General features: G+C 49.5%; 24 protein-coding genes. 20 read left to right on the forward strand and 4 right to left on the reverse strand.

Annotated elements, in window-relative coordinates; all coding sequences use genetic code 11:
* The 20 genes from rpsQ to ACJJJA_RS03785 all read left to right on the forward strand — a co-directional run bounded on the left by rpsQ (position 1) and on the right by ACJJJA_RS03785 (position 10,429).
* Positions 1 to 264 carry a 30S ribosomal protein S17 gene (gene rpsQ, locus ACJJJA_RS03690; protein ID WP_108731660.1) on the forward strand — a complete coding sequence of 88 codons (264 nt, stop codon included), beginning with the start codon at positions 1 to 3 and terminating at the stop codon, positions 262 to 264.
* 46 nt (positions 265 to 310) lie between these two features.
* The gene (rplN, locus tag ACJJJA_RS03695; RefSeq protein WP_067151032.1) at positions 311 to 679 is read left to right on the forward strand and encodes a 50S ribosomal protein L14; all 369 of its coding nucleotides are present in this window, start codon (positions 311 to 313) and stop codon (positions 677 to 679) included.
* Between the two features lie 20 nt (positions 680 to 699).
* Positions 700 to 1,011, forward strand: coding sequence for a 50S ribosomal protein L24 (gene rplX / locus ACJJJA_RS03700; RefSeq protein ID WP_108731661.1), 312 nt, complete (start codon positions 700 to 702; stop codon positions 1,009 to 1,011).
* Positions 1,012 to 1,042: 31 nt separating this feature from the next.
* On the forward strand, positions 1,043 to 1,582 hold the full coding sequence (gene rplE / locus ACJJJA_RS03705) for a 50S ribosomal protein L5 (protein WP_020411396.1): 540 nt from the start codon (positions 1,043 to 1,045) through the stop codon (positions 1,580 to 1,582).
* A gap of 9 nt (positions 1,583 to 1,591) precedes the next feature.
* Positions 1,592 to 1,897, forward strand: coding sequence for a 30S ribosomal protein S14 (gene rpsN / locus ACJJJA_RS03710; RefSeq protein ID WP_020411397.1), 306 nt, complete (start codon positions 1,592 to 1,594; stop codon positions 1,895 to 1,897).
* A 40-nt stretch (positions 1,898 to 1,937) separates the two neighbouring features.
* Positions 1,938 to 2,330, forward strand: coding sequence for a 30S ribosomal protein S8 (gene rpsH, locus ACJJJA_RS03715; protein WP_252084415.1), 393 nt, complete (start codon positions 1,938 to 1,940; stop codon positions 2,328 to 2,330).
* Between the two features lie 12 nt (positions 2,331 to 2,342).
* Positions 2,343 to 2,876 carry a 50S ribosomal protein L6 gene (gene rplF, locus ACJJJA_RS03720; protein WP_252084416.1) on the forward strand — a complete coding sequence of 178 codons (534 nt, stop codon included), beginning with the start codon at positions 2,343 to 2,345 and terminating at the stop codon, positions 2,874 to 2,876.
* 13 nt (positions 2,877 to 2,889) lie between these two features.
* Positions 2,890 to 3,240: a 50S ribosomal protein L18 gene (rplR, locus tag ACJJJA_RS03725; RefSeq protein WP_252084417.1), complete on the forward strand. Its 351-nt coding sequence runs from the start codon at positions 2,890 to 2,892 to the stop codon at positions 3,238 to 3,240.
* A 10-nt stretch (positions 3,241 to 3,250) separates the two neighbouring features.
* Positions 3,251 to 3,757: a 30S ribosomal protein S5 gene (gene rpsE / locus ACJJJA_RS03730; RefSeq protein WP_252084418.1), complete on the forward strand. Its 507-nt coding sequence runs from the start codon at positions 3,251 to 3,253 to the stop codon at positions 3,755 to 3,757.
* Positions 3,758 to 3,795: 38 nt separating this feature from the next.
* Positions 3,796 to 3,981, forward strand: a complete 186-nt coding sequence (rpmD, locus tag ACJJJA_RS03735) for a 50S ribosomal protein L30 (protein ID WP_020411402.1) — start codon at positions 3,796 to 3,798, stop codon at positions 3,979 to 3,981.
* 1 nt (position 3,982) lies between these two features.
* Positions 3,983 to 4,417, forward strand: coding sequence for a 50S ribosomal protein L15 (gene rplO, locus ACJJJA_RS03740; RefSeq protein ID WP_020411403.1), 435 nt, complete (start codon positions 3,983 to 3,985; stop codon positions 4,415 to 4,417).
* An 11-nt stretch (positions 4,418 to 4,428) separates the two neighbouring features.
* Positions 4,429 to 5,775 (forward strand): preprotein translocase subunit SecY, encoded by a 1,347-nt coding sequence (gene secY, locus ACJJJA_RS03745; RefSeq protein ID WP_444883684.1) that lies wholly within the window; start codon positions 4,429 to 4,431, stop codon positions 5,773 to 5,775.
* Positions 5,776 to 5,816: 41 nt separating this feature from the next.
* Entirely contained in the window at positions 5,817 to 5,933 is a 117-nt protein-coding gene (rpmJ, locus tag ACJJJA_RS03750; protein WP_010133825.1) for a 50S ribosomal protein L36, read from the forward strand.
* A 346-nt stretch (positions 5,934 to 6,279) separates the two neighbouring features.
* A complete protein-coding gene (gene rpsM, locus ACJJJA_RS03755; protein WP_152451165.1) occupies positions 6,280 to 6,636 on the forward strand; it encodes a 30S ribosomal protein S13 in 357 nt (118 codons plus the stop codon).
* Positions 6,637 to 6,723: 87 nt separating this feature from the next.
* Positions 6,724 to 7,113, forward strand: a complete 390-nt coding sequence (rpsK, locus tag ACJJJA_RS03760) for a 30S ribosomal protein S11 (protein WP_020411406.1) — start codon at positions 6,724 to 6,726, stop codon at positions 7,111 to 7,113.
* Between the two features lie 15 nt (positions 7,114 to 7,128).
* Positions 7,129 to 7,749: a 30S ribosomal protein S4 gene (gene rpsD / locus ACJJJA_RS03765; protein WP_108731669.1), complete on the forward strand. Its 621-nt coding sequence runs from the start codon at positions 7,129 to 7,131 to the stop codon at positions 7,747 to 7,749.
* Between the two features lie 44 nt (positions 7,750 to 7,793).
* Positions 7,794 to 8,798, forward strand: a complete 1,005-nt coding sequence (locus ACJJJA_RS03770) for a DNA-directed RNA polymerase subunit alpha (protein ID WP_252084420.1) — start codon at positions 7,794 to 7,796, stop codon at positions 8,796 to 8,798.
* 123 nt (positions 8,799 to 8,921) lie between these two features.
* A complete protein-coding gene (rplQ, locus tag ACJJJA_RS03775; protein WP_152451171.1) occupies positions 8,922 to 9,308 on the forward strand; it encodes a 50S ribosomal protein L17 in 387 nt (128 codons plus the stop codon).
* 72 nt (positions 9,309 to 9,380) lie between these two features.
* The gene (locus tag ACJJJA_RS03780) at positions 9,381 to 9,635 is read left to right on the forward strand and encodes a YeaC family protein (RefSeq protein ID WP_444887953.1); all 255 of its coding nucleotides are present in this window, start codon (positions 9,381 to 9,383) and stop codon (positions 9,633 to 9,635) included.
* Between the two features lie 158 nt (positions 9,636 to 9,793).
* The gene (locus ACJJJA_RS03785) at positions 9,794 to 10,429 is read left to right on the forward strand and encodes a hypothetical protein (RefSeq protein WP_444887954.1); all 636 of its coding nucleotides are present in this window, start codon (positions 9,794 to 9,796) and stop codon (positions 10,427 to 10,429) included.
* A gap of 52 nt (positions 10,430 to 10,481) precedes the next feature.
* On the opposite strand, the gene ACJJJA_RS03790 is transcribed toward ACJJJA_RS03785, so the two are convergent.
* The 4 genes from ACJJJA_RS03790 to pxpA all read right to left on the reverse strand — a co-directional run bounded on the left by ACJJJA_RS03790 (position 10,482) and on the right by pxpA (position 14,811).
* Positions 10,482 to 11,936: a pectin acetylesterase-family hydrolase gene (locus ACJJJA_RS03790; protein WP_444887955.1), complete on the reverse strand. Its 1,455-nt coding sequence runs from the start codon at positions 11,934 to 11,936 to the stop codon at positions 10,482 to 10,484.
* 406 nt (positions 11,937 to 12,342) lie between these two features.
* Positions 12,343 to 13,320 (reverse strand): 5-oxoprolinase subunit C family protein, encoded by a 978-nt coding sequence (locus ACJJJA_RS03795; protein WP_444903762.1) that lies wholly within the window; start codon positions 13,318 to 13,320, stop codon positions 12,343 to 12,345.
* Positions 13,321 to 13,333: 13 nt separating this feature from the next.
* On the reverse strand, positions 13,334 to 14,065 hold the full coding sequence (gene pxpB, locus ACJJJA_RS03800; protein WP_444903763.1) for a 5-oxoprolinase subunit PxpB: 732 nt from the start codon (positions 14,063 to 14,065) through the stop codon (positions 13,334 to 13,336).
* The gene (gene pxpA, locus ACJJJA_RS03805; protein ID WP_444903764.1) at positions 14,062 to 14,811 is read right to left on the reverse strand and encodes a 5-oxoprolinase subunit PxpA; all 750 of its coding nucleotides are present in this window, start codon (positions 14,809 to 14,811) and stop codon (positions 14,062 to 14,064) included. The genes pxpB and pxpA overlap by 4 nt, the downstream gene beginning before the upstream one ends.
* Positions 14,812 to 14,862 lie beyond the last annotated feature (51 nt).

Below are 14,862 nucleotides of genomic sequence, written 5' to 3' on the forward strand. Positions count from 1 at the left end.
ATGGCTGAAGCAAAACTGAAGCGTACTCTGACCGGTAAGGTCGTGAGTGACAAGATGGATAAAACCATCACCGTTTTGATCGAGCGCCGTGTTAAGCACCCGATCTACGGCAAAATTGTAAACAAGTCCACAAAGCTTAAGGCACATGACGAGAACAATGATTGCAGCATCGGCGATGTTGTAACCATCGAGGAATCTCGTCCGCTGTCCAAGAGCAAATCTTGGGCTTTGCAGAAAATTGTAGAGCGTGCGGCGAAGGTATAACCCCTAGCGCATTGACTGCCGAATTGAAAGGTTTCGGAGAGAGACAATGATTCAAGCGGAATCCTACTTAGAAGTAGCTGACAACAGTGGGGCTCGCCGCGTCATGTGCATCAAGGTGCTGGGCGGCTCCCATCGTCGTTATGCCGGCGTGGGCGACATTATTAAGGTAACCGTTAAGGAAGCCATTCCCCGCGGTAAAGTGAAGAAAGGTCAGGTAATGAACGCCGTTGTGGTTCGCACCAAAAAAGGTGTGCGTCGCGCGGACGGTTCCCTGATTAAATTTGACGATAACGCAGCGGTGCTGCTGAACCAGCAACTGGCGCCGGTTGGCACCCGTATTTTTGGTCCGGTAACTCGCGAATTGCGCGGTGAGAAGTTCATGAAGATCATCTCCCTCGCTCCCGAAGTTATCTAGGCCTCGAGCGGAGAAGAGTTATGCGCAAGATCAAGCGTGACGACGAAGTGATCGTTATCGCCGGTCGTGACAAGGGCAAACGTGGTTCAGTACGTAAAGTACTGAACGACGGCCGCCTGATTGTCTCCGGCATACAGATGATCAAAAAGCACCAAAAGCCAAACCCACAGATGGGTATTGCGGGTGGCATCGTTGAGAAAGAAGCTGCTATCCAAGCTTCCAACGTAGCCATCTTCAACCCTAACACCCAGAAGGCTGACCGGGTGGGCTTTAAAGTACTGGAAGACGGCACTAAGATTCGCGTCTTCAAATCCAGCGGCGAAGCCATCTAAGGCTCTTGACGCAAAAGCAGGTTGGTAGATCATGGCAAAGCTTAAAGAGCTCTACACTAAGGACCTCGTGGCCAAGCTAAAAGAAGAGCTTGGTCTCGAGAATGTGATGGCAGTGCCGCGCATCACCAAGATCACCATCAACATGGGTGTTGGTGAAGCGATTGGTGATAAGAAGGTGCTGGAGCACGCTGTCAACGATATGACAGCAATTACTGGTCAAAAGCCCATCGTTACTAAAGCGCGCAAGTCTATTGCGGGCTTTAAGATTCGCGACGGTTGGCCGATCGGCTGCAAGGTAACTCTGCGCGGTGAGCGCATGTATGAGTTCCTGGAGCGTTTGGTTGATATCGCGATTCCGCGTATCCGCGACTTCCGTGGCATTAGCCCGAAGCAGTTCGACGGCCGCGGTAACTTCTCTATGGGCGTGACTGAGCAAATCATCTTCCCGGAAATTGACTACGACAAAGTAGATAAGCTCCGCGGTCTGGATATTTGTATTACCACTACAGCTGCAAACGACGATCAAGGTCGTGCGCTGCTGAAAGCGTTCAACTTCCCTTTTAAGGGTTAAGAGGATTCCATGGCGAAGAAATCCATGATTGCGCGCGAAAACAAGCGCGCTCGAACCGCAGCTAAGTACGCCGAAAAGCGTCAAGAGCTGAAGGCGATCATCGCCAGTTCCACTGCTTCCGAAGAGGAGCAGTGGGAGGCTCAACTCAAGCTGCAGAAAATGCCGCGCGATGCAAGCCCGGTACGTCAGCAACGCCGCTGTCGTATTACTGGTCGCCCCCACGCTGTATACCGCAAGTTCGGCCTGTGCCGTAACAAGCTTCGCGAAGCTGCGATGCGTGGTGATGTTCCTGGCCTCGTGAAGTCCAGCTGGTAATTACCAGCTGGTTTAAGGCAGATTTGAGGAGTCTCATAAGATGAGTATGCAAGATCCGTTGGCAGATATGCTGACTCGCATCCGCAATGCCCTGGCACGCGGAAAGGCGGAAGTCACCCTGCCATCATCCAAACTGAAAGTAGCAGTGGCCAAAGTCCTGAAAGACGAAGGTTACGTTACTGATTTAAATGTAAGCGAAGGCGCAAAGCCGGAACTGACCATTGCTCTGAAATACTTCCAGGGCAAGCCGGTTATTGCCGAGCTGAATCGCGTTTCCCGTCCGGGCCTGCGCGCTTACACTGGTAAAAAAGCTCTGCCTACCGTACGCGGTGGCCTGGGTATCGCGATCGTTTCCACCTCTAATGGTGTGATGACTGATCGCGCTGCACGCCAGGCTGGTGTTGGTGGCGAAGTGCTTTGCACCGTATTCTAAGCGGGGGTTGCAATGTCTCGAGTAGCAAATAGTCCGGTAGTTCTCCCCGCAGGTGTTACCGTAGACCTGAAAGGTCAGAACATCGCTGTTAAAGGCGGTATCGGTAACCTGGATATGGTTATTCACGGTGATGTAGAAGTAAGCCAGGCTGAAAGCCAGCTGACTTTTGCCGCGCGCAATAACTCCAAACAGGCCAAAGCGCTGGCGGGTACTACCCGTGCTCTGGTCAATAACATGGTGATAGGCGTAAGCAAGGGCTTCGAGAAGAAGCTGCAGTTGCTGGGTGTTGGTTATCGTGCGAAAGCCGCCGGTAAAGCGGTTAACCTGACCCTGGGCTTCTCCCATCCGATCGATTATCAGTTGCCGGAAGGTGTGACTGCGGAAACGCCATCCCAGACTGAAATCGTACTTAAGAGCAGCAATAAACAGCTGCTGGGCCAAGTGGCCGCTGAGATCCGTGCGTTCCGTCCGCCGGAGCCCTACAAAGGTAAGGGTGTCCGTTATGCCGATGAACGCGTGTATCGCAAAGAGGCCAAGAAGAAGTAAATAGGGCATAGATATGAACGTTAAGAAAGCATCTCGCTTGCGTCGTGCACGTCGTGCCCGCGCCAAGATCCGTGAGCTGGGCGCCGTTCGCCTCACCGTGAACCGCACACCGCGTCACATTTACGCACAGATCCTGTCTGCCGAAGGCAATGCGGTATTGGCTTCTGCCTCTACCCTGGACAAGGACCTGCGCGAAGGTAAAACCGGTAACGTCGACGCCGCTTCTGCGGTTGGCAAACTGATCGCTGAGCGCGCGAAAGCCGCGGGCGTTGAAGAAGTTGCCTTCGATCGCAGTGGCTTCAAGTTCCATGGCCGTGTAAAGGCTCTGGCTGACGCTGCCCGCGAAGCCGGTCTGAAATTCTAAGGGTTGAGTTATGGCTAGAGAGAAAGACAAAAGCAACGACGAAGGCCTGCAGGAGAAGCTGGTCCAGGTCAACCGCGTTGCCAAGACTGTTAAAGGTGGTCGTATCTTCGCCTTTACCGCACTGACCGTAGTTGGCGACGGCAATGGTCGTGTCGGTTTCGGACGTGGCAAGGCGCGTGAAGTGCCTGTTGCGATCCAGAAAGCGATGGAAGCTGCACGCCGCAATATGATCCAGGTAGAGCTGAATGGTGACACCATCCAGTACGCTACCAATGGTCGCCACGGCGGTTCCAAGGTTTACATGCAGCCCGCCTCCCAGGGTACCGGTGTAATTGCCGGCGGTGCCATGCGCTCCGTACTGGAAATGGCTGGTGTACACAACGTACTGGCTAAGTGCTACGGCTCTACCAATCCGGTGAACGTAGTACGTGCAACTTTCAAAGCTCTGGATCAAATGCAGAGCCCGGAAGATGTAGCTGCCAAGCGCGGTAAATCAGTCGAAGAGATTCTGGGCTAATCACAGCCCAGATTTAAGGTTATTGGTGGGTTAAGACCATGGCTAAGAAGACCATTAAAGTCACCCAGACCAAAAGCATCAACGGACGCCTGAAAAGTCATCAGGCGTGCGTTGCGGGTCTGGGCCTGCGCCGCATCGGCCACACAGTGGAAGTGGAAGATACTCCTTCCGTGCGCGGCATGATCAACAAAGTAAACTACCTGGTTAAGGTTGAGGGGGAATAACATGCGTTTGAATGACCTGTCTCCCGCACAAGGCCACAAGCACAGCGCCAAGCGCGTTGGCCGTGGTATTGGTAGTGGTTTAGGTAAGACCGGTGGCCGCGGCCACAAAGGTCAAAAAGCGCGCTCCGGCGGCAGCGTTCGTCCGGGCTTCGAAGGCGGTCAGATGCCTTTGCAGAAGCGTCTGCCTAAGTACGGTTTCACCGCTCGTGTTTCTCGCTTCACCGCAGAAGTACGTCTGGCAGAGCTGGCCAAGGTAGAAAGTGACGTAATCGATTTGGCAGCGCTGAAGAATGCCGATATCATCGGCAGCCATATTAAACGCGCCAAAGTGTTTCTCTCAGGTGAGCTGACTAAAGCTGTAACCGTAAAGGGGCTGGGAGTGACCAAAGGCGCAAAGGCGGCTATCGAAGCTGCTGGCGGTAAAATAGAAGACTAATCGAGGCGCCAATGGCACGACCAGGATCCGGTGGAAATCCCCTGGGCAACAGCAAGGGATTGGGCGAGCTCTGGGCTCGCCTTCGTTTTCTGTTTCTAGCGATACTTGTTTATCGCTTGGGAACACATATTCCGGTGCCCGGCATTGATCCGGAAAAGCTGTCAAATCTGTTTAATCAGAATCAGGGAACCATCCTTGGTCTGTTTAACATGTTTTCAGGCGGCGCCCTGGAAAGGATGAGTATTCTGGCTCTGGGCATCATGCCCTACATCTCCGCATCCATCATTATGCAGTTGATGAGTGCGGTGACTCCCTCTCTGGAAGCATTGAAGAAAGAAGGGGAGGCCGGAAGGCGTAAGATCAACCAGTACACCCGTTATCTGACGGTGGTGTTGGCCCTGATTCAGGGTATCGGCATGACCTTTGGGTTGGCAGGGCAAAATCTGGCTTACTCATCTGAGCCTGCGTTTGGTTTTTACTTTGTGGCGGTAACGTCGCTGGTGACCGGTGCCGTATTCATGATGTGGCTCGGTGAGCAGATCACTGAGCGCGGTGTGGGCAACGGCATTTCCATGCTGATTTTTGCCGGTATCGTTGCTGGGTTACCCGGCGCTATCGGACAGGCGTTCGAGCAGGCCCGACAGGGTGAGTTGCATATTCTTATGCTGCTTATCATCGGTGTTATCGCTTTAGCTGTGGTGTTCTTTGTTGTAGTAATGGAGCGCGGTCAGCGCCGAATTACGATCAACCACGCTAGGCGACAAGCCGGTCGCTACTCCGCAGCACCAGCTGCGCAGGCGAGCCACCTGCCTCTGAAGGTGAATATGGCCGGTGTTATTCCGGTGATCTTCGCCAGCAGTATCCTGCTGTTCCCAGCGACGCTGGCACAGTGGTTTGGACAGGGTGGTGAAGGTGTCGGTGCCCAGATTCTGCAGTGGATGGCATTGCAGCTGGGGCCAGGGCAGCCGCTGAACATTATTCTGTTCGCACTGCTGATTGGTTTCTTCTGTTTCTTCTATACGGCGTTGATGTTCAACCCGAATGAAGTTGCAGATAACCTGAAAAAGTCTGGTGCCTATGTACCTGGTATTCGTCCAGGTGAGCAGACAGCCCGCTATATCGATAGTGTGTTGACCCGACTCACTCTGGTAGGTGCTGTGTATATCGCACTGGTATCCCTGCTGCCGCAGTTCCTGGTGGTTGGGTTTAACGTTCCCTTCTATCTGGGGGGTACCTCACTGCTGATCGTTGTAGTAGTAGTGATGGACTTTATGGCACAGGTACAATCGCATCTGTTGTCACACCAGTACGAGGGCTTGATGAAAAAAGCGAACCTGCAAGGCTACGGTCGTCGCTAGTGCGTCACCTGCTCGCAGTTTGATTGAATTGAGGTAAGGTCATGAAAGTACGCGCTTCTGTAAAAAAGATCTGCCGTAACTGCAAAATCGTGCGTCGCAAGGGCGTTCTGCGGGTAATCTGCAGCGCTGAGCCACGTCACAAGCAGCGTCAAGGCTAAGGGGCCAGCCCCTTACAGAGAGCGTCCGTTGGGCGCCTCTGTAAAAGCTGGAAAAATTCGCTATTTGTTACAGCCCCGTAATGAATGGCAACACCATAAAGAATTTCTTTGTGGTGGGAGGTCAGCCTAAAGGTTGGACCTCCGCTAGGGGGCGTTGACTGTCGTCCACATCCGCTGCGGGAGGCCGTGGTGGGCGTGGGCTATTGCAATTTGGTGTCTGAAAAGCTATTCTTGCGCGCCTTTTTGGTGGCGCCGTCGGTTTTTTAGTCGCTGTCAGCGCCGAAATCAAAGTAGAGTCACATACTTAATATAAAGCAGTGGCTCCCAATACGTGGAGTACGCCTCTATGGCACGTATTGCTGGTGTCAATGTACCAGACCACAAGCACGCCGTGATCTCCCTGACCCACATTTATGGGGTAGGTCTTACTACGGCTAAGTCTATTTTGGCAGCGGTTGGTATCGCTGAATCCACCAAAATCCGCGACCTGTCTGAAGAGCAGATCGAAACCATCCGCGGTGAAGTTGCAAAGCTTACCGTAGAAGGCGACCTGCGCCGTGAAGTATCCATGAACATCAAGCGTTTGATGGACCTGGGTTGCTATCGCGGTCTGCGTCACCGTCGCAGCTTGCCGCTGCGTGGTCAGCGCACCAAGACCAATGCTCGTACCCGTAAGGGTCCGCGCAAGCCGATTCGCAAGTAAGCCTTAATTGAGGCGCGAAATCGCGGTTCAAGATGCCCCGCCTGGCTAATCGCCGAGGGGTTTTGATACAGGATTTAGGATACTGGTATGGCTAAGCCAAAAACTACTGTTCGCAAAAAGGTCAAAAAGACCGTTGTCGACGGTATTGCCCACATCCACGCATCGTTCAACAACACGATCGTGACGATCACTGATCGCCAGGGTAATACCCTCAGCTGGGCCACCGCAGGTGGATCTGGCTTCCGTGGCTCACGTAAGAGCACCCCGTTTGCAGCCCAGGTTGCCGCTGAGCGCGCAGGTACTGCAGCTCAGGAATACGGCCTGAAAAACCTCGACGTAGAAGTGAAGGGCCCTGGCCCCGGTCGCGAATCCGCTGTTCGCGCACTGAACAACTGCGGCTACAAAATCACCAACATCACCGACGTGACGCCTATCCCGCATAACGGATGTCGTCCGCCCAAGAAACGTCGCGTGTAAGAGGGGGCTGATAGAATGGCACGTTATATTGGACCAAAATGTAAACTGTCCCGTCGTGAAGGGACTGACCTGCAGCTGAAGAGTGGTGTACGTCCGCACGACTCCAAGTGTCGCGCAGAATCTAAGCCCGGTCAGCATGGCGCTGGTCGCGGCCGTCTGTCCGACTACGGCATCCAGCTGCGTGAAAAGCAAAAAGTTCGTCGTATCTACGGCGTACTGGAAAAGCAGTTCCGTAACTACTATAAGGAAGCAGCACGTCTGAAGGGCGCTACAGGTGAAAACCTGCTGCAACTTCTCGAGCAGCGTCTGGACAACGTGGTTTACCGCATGGGCTTCGGCTCAACTCGCTCTGAAGCGCGTCAGCTGGTTTCCCACAAAGCAATTCTTGTAAACGGCACTACCGTTAATATCCCTTCTTTCCAAGTTAAAGAAGGCGACGTTATCGCTGTACGTGAGAAAGCCAAGAAGCAGCTGCGTATCCAGAATTCCGTTTCCCTCGCTGCCCAGCGTGGCGATGTCGAGTGGGTAGACGTAAACGCGAGCAAACTGGAAGGCACTTTTAAGCGCACTCCGGATCGTGTCGATCTGCCGGCAGAGATCAACGAAAACCTTATTGTGGAACTGTACTCCAAGTAACAATTAGTCCACTTTAAGGAATGCAACTGTAAACAGGTATGGCTATGCAGACTGCTGTCAACGAGTTTTTGACACCGCGTCGTATTGACGTCACCGAGTACAATCCGAATCACGCCAAAGTGGTTCTGGAGCCCCTGGAGCGTGGTTTCGGCCACACTCTTGGCAATGCGCTGCGTCGCATCCTGCTGTCCTCCATGCCGGGCTGCGCCGTCACCGAAGTAGAAATCGACGGTGTCGAGCACGAGTACAGCGCGATTGAAGGTGTGCAAGAAGATGTTATTGAAATCTTGCTCAACCTGAAAGAAATCGCGGTTGTTATGCACGGCAAAGATCAGGCGGTATTAAGCCTGAGCAAGAAGGGCCCGGGTGCAGTGACCGCTGGAGATATCCAGGTAGATCACGATATCGAGATTGTGAATCCTGAACACGTGATTGCCAATATCACAGGTGATGTAGAACTCAACCTGCGACTCACTGTTGCGCGTGGGCGTGGTTATCAGCCCGCCGACGCTCGCCGTGATGAGGAAGAGGAAAGCCGCGCGATTGGCCGTCTGCAGCTGGACGCATCTTACAGCCCGGTTCGCCGTGTATCTTACAGCGTGGAAAGCGCGCGTGTAGAGCAGCGTACCGATCTGGATAAGCTGGTTTTGGACCTGGAGACCAATGGTACTCTGGACCCAGAAGAAGCTATTCGTCGTGCAGCCACTATTCTGCAGCAACAGCTGGCAGTATTTGTGGACCTGGAAGGCGAGAAAGATGCGCAACCGAAGGCGGAAGAGCCCGAAGTTGATCCAGTATTGCTGCGCCCGGTTGACGACCTGGAACTCACCGTACGTTCGGCTAACTGTCTGAAAGCGGAAAACATCTACTACATCGGTGACCTGATTCAGCGCACTGAAGTAGAGCTGCTGAAGACTCCGAACCTTGGCAAGAAGTCTCTGACTGAAATCAAGGATGTACTGGCTTCCCGTGGTTTGTCACTGGGTATGCGTCTGGAAAACTGGCCACCGGCCAGCCTTAAAGGCGATAGCAAATTAAGCCCCCTGTAAGCATTTGGTAGTCGCGGCGATGTCGCGACTAGTAGAAAGAACCCGAGCGGTGCCACAGCTTAGCGCGACACCGCTCCAGAACGACCTGCTGAGACAGCAACTGTGGTCGTAAGGAATTGAGTCATGCGTCATCGCTATAGTGGCCGTAAATTCAGCCGTACCAGCGCTCACCGCAAGGCCATGTTCAAGAACATGACCGCTTCTCTGGTAGAGCACGAACTGATCAAAACTACACTGCCAAAAGCCAAGGAGCTGCGTCGCGTCGCCGAGCCGCTGATTACCCTGGCTAAGAAAGACAGTGTTGCCAACCGTCGTCTGGCTTTCGCTCGTATCCGTGATAAGGATGCTGTGCGCAAGTTGTTCGATGAGCTGGGTCCTCGTTACGAAGCCCGTCCAGGTGGATATATCCGTATCCTGAAGTGTGGTTTCCGCGCTGGTGACAAAGCACCGATGGCTTACGTTGAACTGGTGGATCGTCCACAAGTTGAAGACGAAGCTGCTGAAGCATAAGTTGCACTAGCAATTTTGCTACGGAAGGCCGGTCATAGACCGGCCTTTTTTGTATATACGGGAGAATTTTGTATGTCTTTTGAGCAGTTGTTAAATAATTTGAACCCGCAAATTGTTGCCAGCCTGCGGCGAGCAATTGAGTTGGGTAAATGGCCCAATGGTGTTGTGATTACTGCAGAGCAACGTAGTCTCTGTGCAGAGGCGGTTGCCAGCTGGGAGGCCCAAAATCTGCCTAAAGAGCAGCAGCTAGGCTATGTCGCACCAAAGACCTCCAAAGACCCCTGTTCTGCTAAAAAAGGTGATGAACAACCTTTGAGCTGGGTATAAGTCGCTTTAGCTGATTCTCTTACTTTCCAGCTGTTTAATAGATATTGGCGCATATCTCTTCAGCTGGGACGCCCTTCCCATTCATCCCCCCGCTTTTCTCTGCTTATATAGTTACCGACATAACGAAATATAAATTTAAATTTGCTCGGTAATTGGATATGAAAAAACTGATATTGCTTGCCGGTGCAGTAAGCCTAGCTGTTGTCGGCATTGATCATTACGATATTAATGTCAAAGAAAGTGTGGCGAGAGTGCAACAGTTTGTGCAGCCATTAAAGGAAAATAATGGGTTGGCACAGGATATCTCTGAAAAAATACCTTGGTCAGAGCTGGATACAACGGAGATGGTGGAACTACTGGACCATCCTAGGGTGAAGGCCTATCTCGATCGTGAGAAGTTAAAGCAGGAGTTAAAAGATTACTTTGCCGACCTTGGGAACTTATCCAGTGCTGAGGCCTGGGACGCAATTGAGCAGGTGGAGAGTGAGAAACGAGTAACGGGTTATGAAGCACTGTCGATGAAACTAGCCTGGTTAGAAAAAAATAGCCTTAACGAAGCCGATTTCAAGCAGCGCGCCGAAGAACTTTTTAATATTTATCGAGAAAAGGCTCAGTCAGTGATCAGCCGCTATGACCCACATACTCAAGTGCCAGGCTTCTCTACCTATAAAGATCTAGAGCGCTCTATTGTTGAAGAGGTTCAGCAAATGACATCTTTTCCCAATGGAATGAATAAGCAAGAATATTTGCGACAACGCTTACAGGAAGCTCGGGAAACAGTGTACGGTAGCTAATCAAATAACAGTGCTGCTGTTAGTCAGCAGCACTGTCTTCCGCTTAGCTCTCTTACATAAATAAGCCAATCAAGTCATAGAACCAATTACTGTTGTTATCAAAGTCAGATACTTTATCTGTCTCATAGGCGCGAATCATTCCACCACCGTTGTGGTTCACGATGTTGTTTAGGAAGTCCTCTAACTCCAATCCATGCTCAGCAATTTCACCGTACTTGAGGTCAATAATAGTGGTGCAGTGGCTCTCATTTAGGTTGCGAAACATTGGGAAGTAGTAGCCCCAATTACTGGTTTGATCCAAGAGTGGTATTAGATTTTCATGGGTGTCCTTTTGCCAGCGCTGGCGTAGTTTATCTAAACGAGAGTTGGCATCTGGGTCGTTGTAAATATCTTCGTAGAAGCGCTCATAGGAGTATGAAGAAAAGTTACCATCCGCCAGGAAGTGCGTGATACCCAGGCGATCTGTAGGGAATTTATCTGACAGTGCGCGGTATATCGAAGCCAACTGATTGCTGTCAAATCCTGGAGTAAAAGATTTTATCGCATTAATAGGGTTCTCTTCATTGGGATCCCCATCAGTTGTATAAGTAGTCCAGGAATGAAGCACTTCGTTGTGTAACGGTAAGGATGGGTATTGAGTGTTGTTTTCACTGTCCAGAGGCGCTTTGTAAAGCGGGCCGGAATCATCTATCAGATAGCCGTATTCGACATCCATATCCTCACGAAGCTTCGTGTAATTTAACAGAGCCCCTACGCTGCCTGCACTGCAACCAGCGGCAAGCATTTGCTTGGGTTTCTGCAAATTATTCTTTACCCATGAGGTTACTGCCTGCACATTGCGCAGGCCATTATGATGCCAAATTAGATCCGAATTCTGTCCAGTCTTATCCTTATATATCTCTGTCTTATCACCAACATAAATATCACCAGTGCAGTATGGAACGTAAACCATGTTCCACTCGCCAGTTTTATACTGGTTGTAAGGATGGTGAGTATAAATAAGGGGTGAAACACCTGCGGTAGTGAGATTATCGAAATTTGTGAAATCTAGGAGGTGTACATTACTGAGATAGTCATCAGGGATGCCATTAGGGTTGCGTGCCCCGCGAATACCAGCCTGGCCGGAGCAGCTTTCGTAGTCCCAACAGGCACCGCCACCTTCAAAATAAAAAATGGTATTGCTGGTATCGGGCACCCGATAAACAAAAAATTTATAGGGGGAGCCATTGCCACACATGGCGCCGGTACTGGCAGGAACATCTACTTTTTGCCAAGTATTAAAATCTTTAGGCTCGAAGTCATCGTTAAAGCTTGGGTCGTGCATGGTCAGAGGATACATCCCCTGAGCTTGCTGGGTAGAGACCGGTGCATCAGCGTTGGGAGGGTCAAAGAGGTGTTTGAGGGTTTTCCAAAAATTGTAATCACCTGGTTCTGCTTGTGCATATGAGGTGATAAGGAGTGAGCTGGCAATAAATGCCATAGTTAAACCACGGAGAATTTTTATCATTATTAATCCCCTTCCGGTAATTGGTGTTTTCTCTCTGGACCAGGCCGCATCGCGAACACAAGTTGTAGAAAATAACGTCACTTCAACGCTTGCAGTTAGCTAAGTAGGACACTCGTCCAAATCGCGCTTTAGGTAAAACCCAAGAAGACTAGTTAATAATGGACTTTTGGTCTAGCTAAAGACTAATTAAAACTACTAAGTCATGCTGGACCAATTGGTCTGACAGATTTCGTGAAAAATATTTTATTAAGTTTGGAGTGTCGATGGTTTTTGGAGTGCGCGTTGGTTGGTTTGGATAAATATTGCTTAGTCACAATGTGTGACCAGGCTGCTACATAAGGGGGCGACTTTCGTAGTTTAATTGTTTTTCTTACATAAAGTGAAAAACGTTAACCTAAGCCTTGCTTTAGAGGATGAAAGACTCATTATTTTCTGGTGCTAGATTATTTTTAAGGTTCTCAAGATACTTCATTTTTTTTAATAGTATCTCTCTTGCCTGTGCTTGATTGACTAGTTGAAAATTAATTTTATCCTGAGCCTTGAGTTGTCCTAATCTATGCAGGTCGGCTCGAATGATATGGGCAATACGAGGATATCCGCCGATAGTTTGCCCCTCAATAAAAGAAATAATGGGTTCGCCATTGTTAGGTATCTGAATACTGCCTGGGTAAAGTCCGGAGGAAATCATTTCATCCGAACTGTCCGTAATAGCTTTAGAGTCTACAATGATTGATGGGGATAGGCGAATCCCCATACGATTGCTCTGGGCGGATACTTGAAAGGTTTTTCTAAAAAAATTATTTAATGTTAACTCTGTAAATCGCTTTTTTTCTGGTCCGTAGATGACTCTCAAAAGTGGTCGAGATTGATAGCAGGGTTGTAGGCTTCGATCTATGTGAGCGGATTTTGCGATGCGAATATTTTTCAAATGAAAGCGTTCTTCGTAACTGATAGCCTTTCCTTTGTTGCCTCCAAAGTGACTGATTAAGTGTGTTGATACGCTGTTGAAAGCCTGGGGGGTAGAAATTTTGGCGGATAAGCCAATATATGCTCTGGTGCCACTTAGTAGTCGACCAAATTCTAAAATATCTCCCCGCTTAACTTTGATGACCTTGTAATTTTCTACAGTTATTTTATTTAACAGAACATTGAATTGTGCTCCTGTGATAGCTATTGAGATATCACATTCGAACCTAATAACTGGACCAGTTAACGTTAATTCCAATACAGGGTTGTTAAGGCAGTTACCCAATAGCAGATTGGCAAGTTGCATGGACAGGATGTCGGCTGCGCCTCCTTGGGGAATTCCACAGTGCATTAGACCTGGGCGTCCAAAGTCTTGAATGCTTGTTTGTAGTCCTGGACGAATAAAATAGATACTCATAGTTAGATCAGTTTCACATTATAGACTGATGAATATCGTCAAATTCTGCTTGATTGATCGAATAGAACTTAATGATATCTAATGGATCTGCAATAAATGGATGGCTGCTGTAGGGTTGGAATAATTGAATGGGAGTCTGGCCGATAATTTGCCACCCTCCTGGTGTGGCCTGTGGGTAAACTCCTGTTTGGCTGCCGCCGATGCCAACAGCTCCTGCAGGAATGCGCACCCGTGGATTTTTTTTGCGAGGACATTCCAGTCTAGGGTTGAGACCGCCGAGATACAAAAATCCGGGAGTAAAGCCCAACATATGTACGAGATAAGAGGGTGCTGTATGCAGCTTAATAATTTCTTTGCTGGATAAGCCAGTGTGTTTGCTCAATATTGAAATATCTGGAGCAAAAATTGATTCATAGCACACAGGAATGCGAATAGTACGGGGTTTTCGTGAGATGTTTTTGTGGGCTTTAAGGAAGTCTTGAATTGATTGTTGAACTTTCTGTGAGAGCATCTCGCTATCAGATATAGCAGGGTTAAAAATTAGTGTCAGACATTGATAGGCAGGAATTAATTCAATAAAGTTATTAGGGTTTTTGTTAAGGAGATATTCTTTAAGCCCAATAATATGACGGCTAAGGTTTTCACTTGGCTCTGAGTTGAAGCGGATATCTAACGCACTATCTCCATTTGGGTAAACACTAAAATGGAGCTTAGTTGAGTGGTTTCTTTGTTTGGAGGATGTCACGATTGTATGTTCAGGCCATGATGTTGTAGGTGCTTGACTAGTGCTTTTGCGATTTTTAGAGCGGCAGGATTGTCACCATGTAAACAAATCGTATCCACAGAGAATTTCAGCGGTGTGCCATAATAGCTTGTGAAGTCTGTACCCTTTGCCAATGCGACAGCTCGTTCTAGGCAGTTTTCAATATTATTTAGCACTGAGCCAGGTAGATTACGTGGGGCCAATTTGTCTTTGTTTAAGTAGTGCCTATCTATAAAACCCTCCCGATAAAAGGTGCACTGCTTCTCTATTGCCACAGACTCCATCGCACCGTTGGCTAAACCGATAATTTTCAGAGAGGGATACTCTTTGGCGAAGAGTGAGATAATTTCTTTAGCGAGTAACCTATCTGCTTCGGCATCGTTATATAAAGCGCCATGTAGTTTAACGTGATCCAGCAGTACACCTGCTTCAGTAGTCAGGAATTGCAGCTGCTTGATCTGTTGAAACAATGAGTCAAGTAATAGATTTATTGGGAGTTTGACAGACTTTCTTCCAAAATTTTCCCGATCTGGATAGCCGGGGTGTGCTCCAATTTTTAAATGATGTTTTTGTGCGTTGAAAATGGAAAGGCGCATAATGTCCCGGTTTCCTGCGTGAGCGCCACAGGCGATATTGCAGCGGGAAATAAAGGGCATGATTTGTGTGTCTCTAATGCAGCTTTTTAGATCGCTACCTTCCCCTAGGTCACAGTTGATGTCTATGCGCATAATATCAGTCCCTTCGACTTGCACTTATCTTTAGGCCTAAACTATTTCATT

This window comes from Microbulbifer mixtoriginis (SeqCode) (assembly GCF_052466865.1).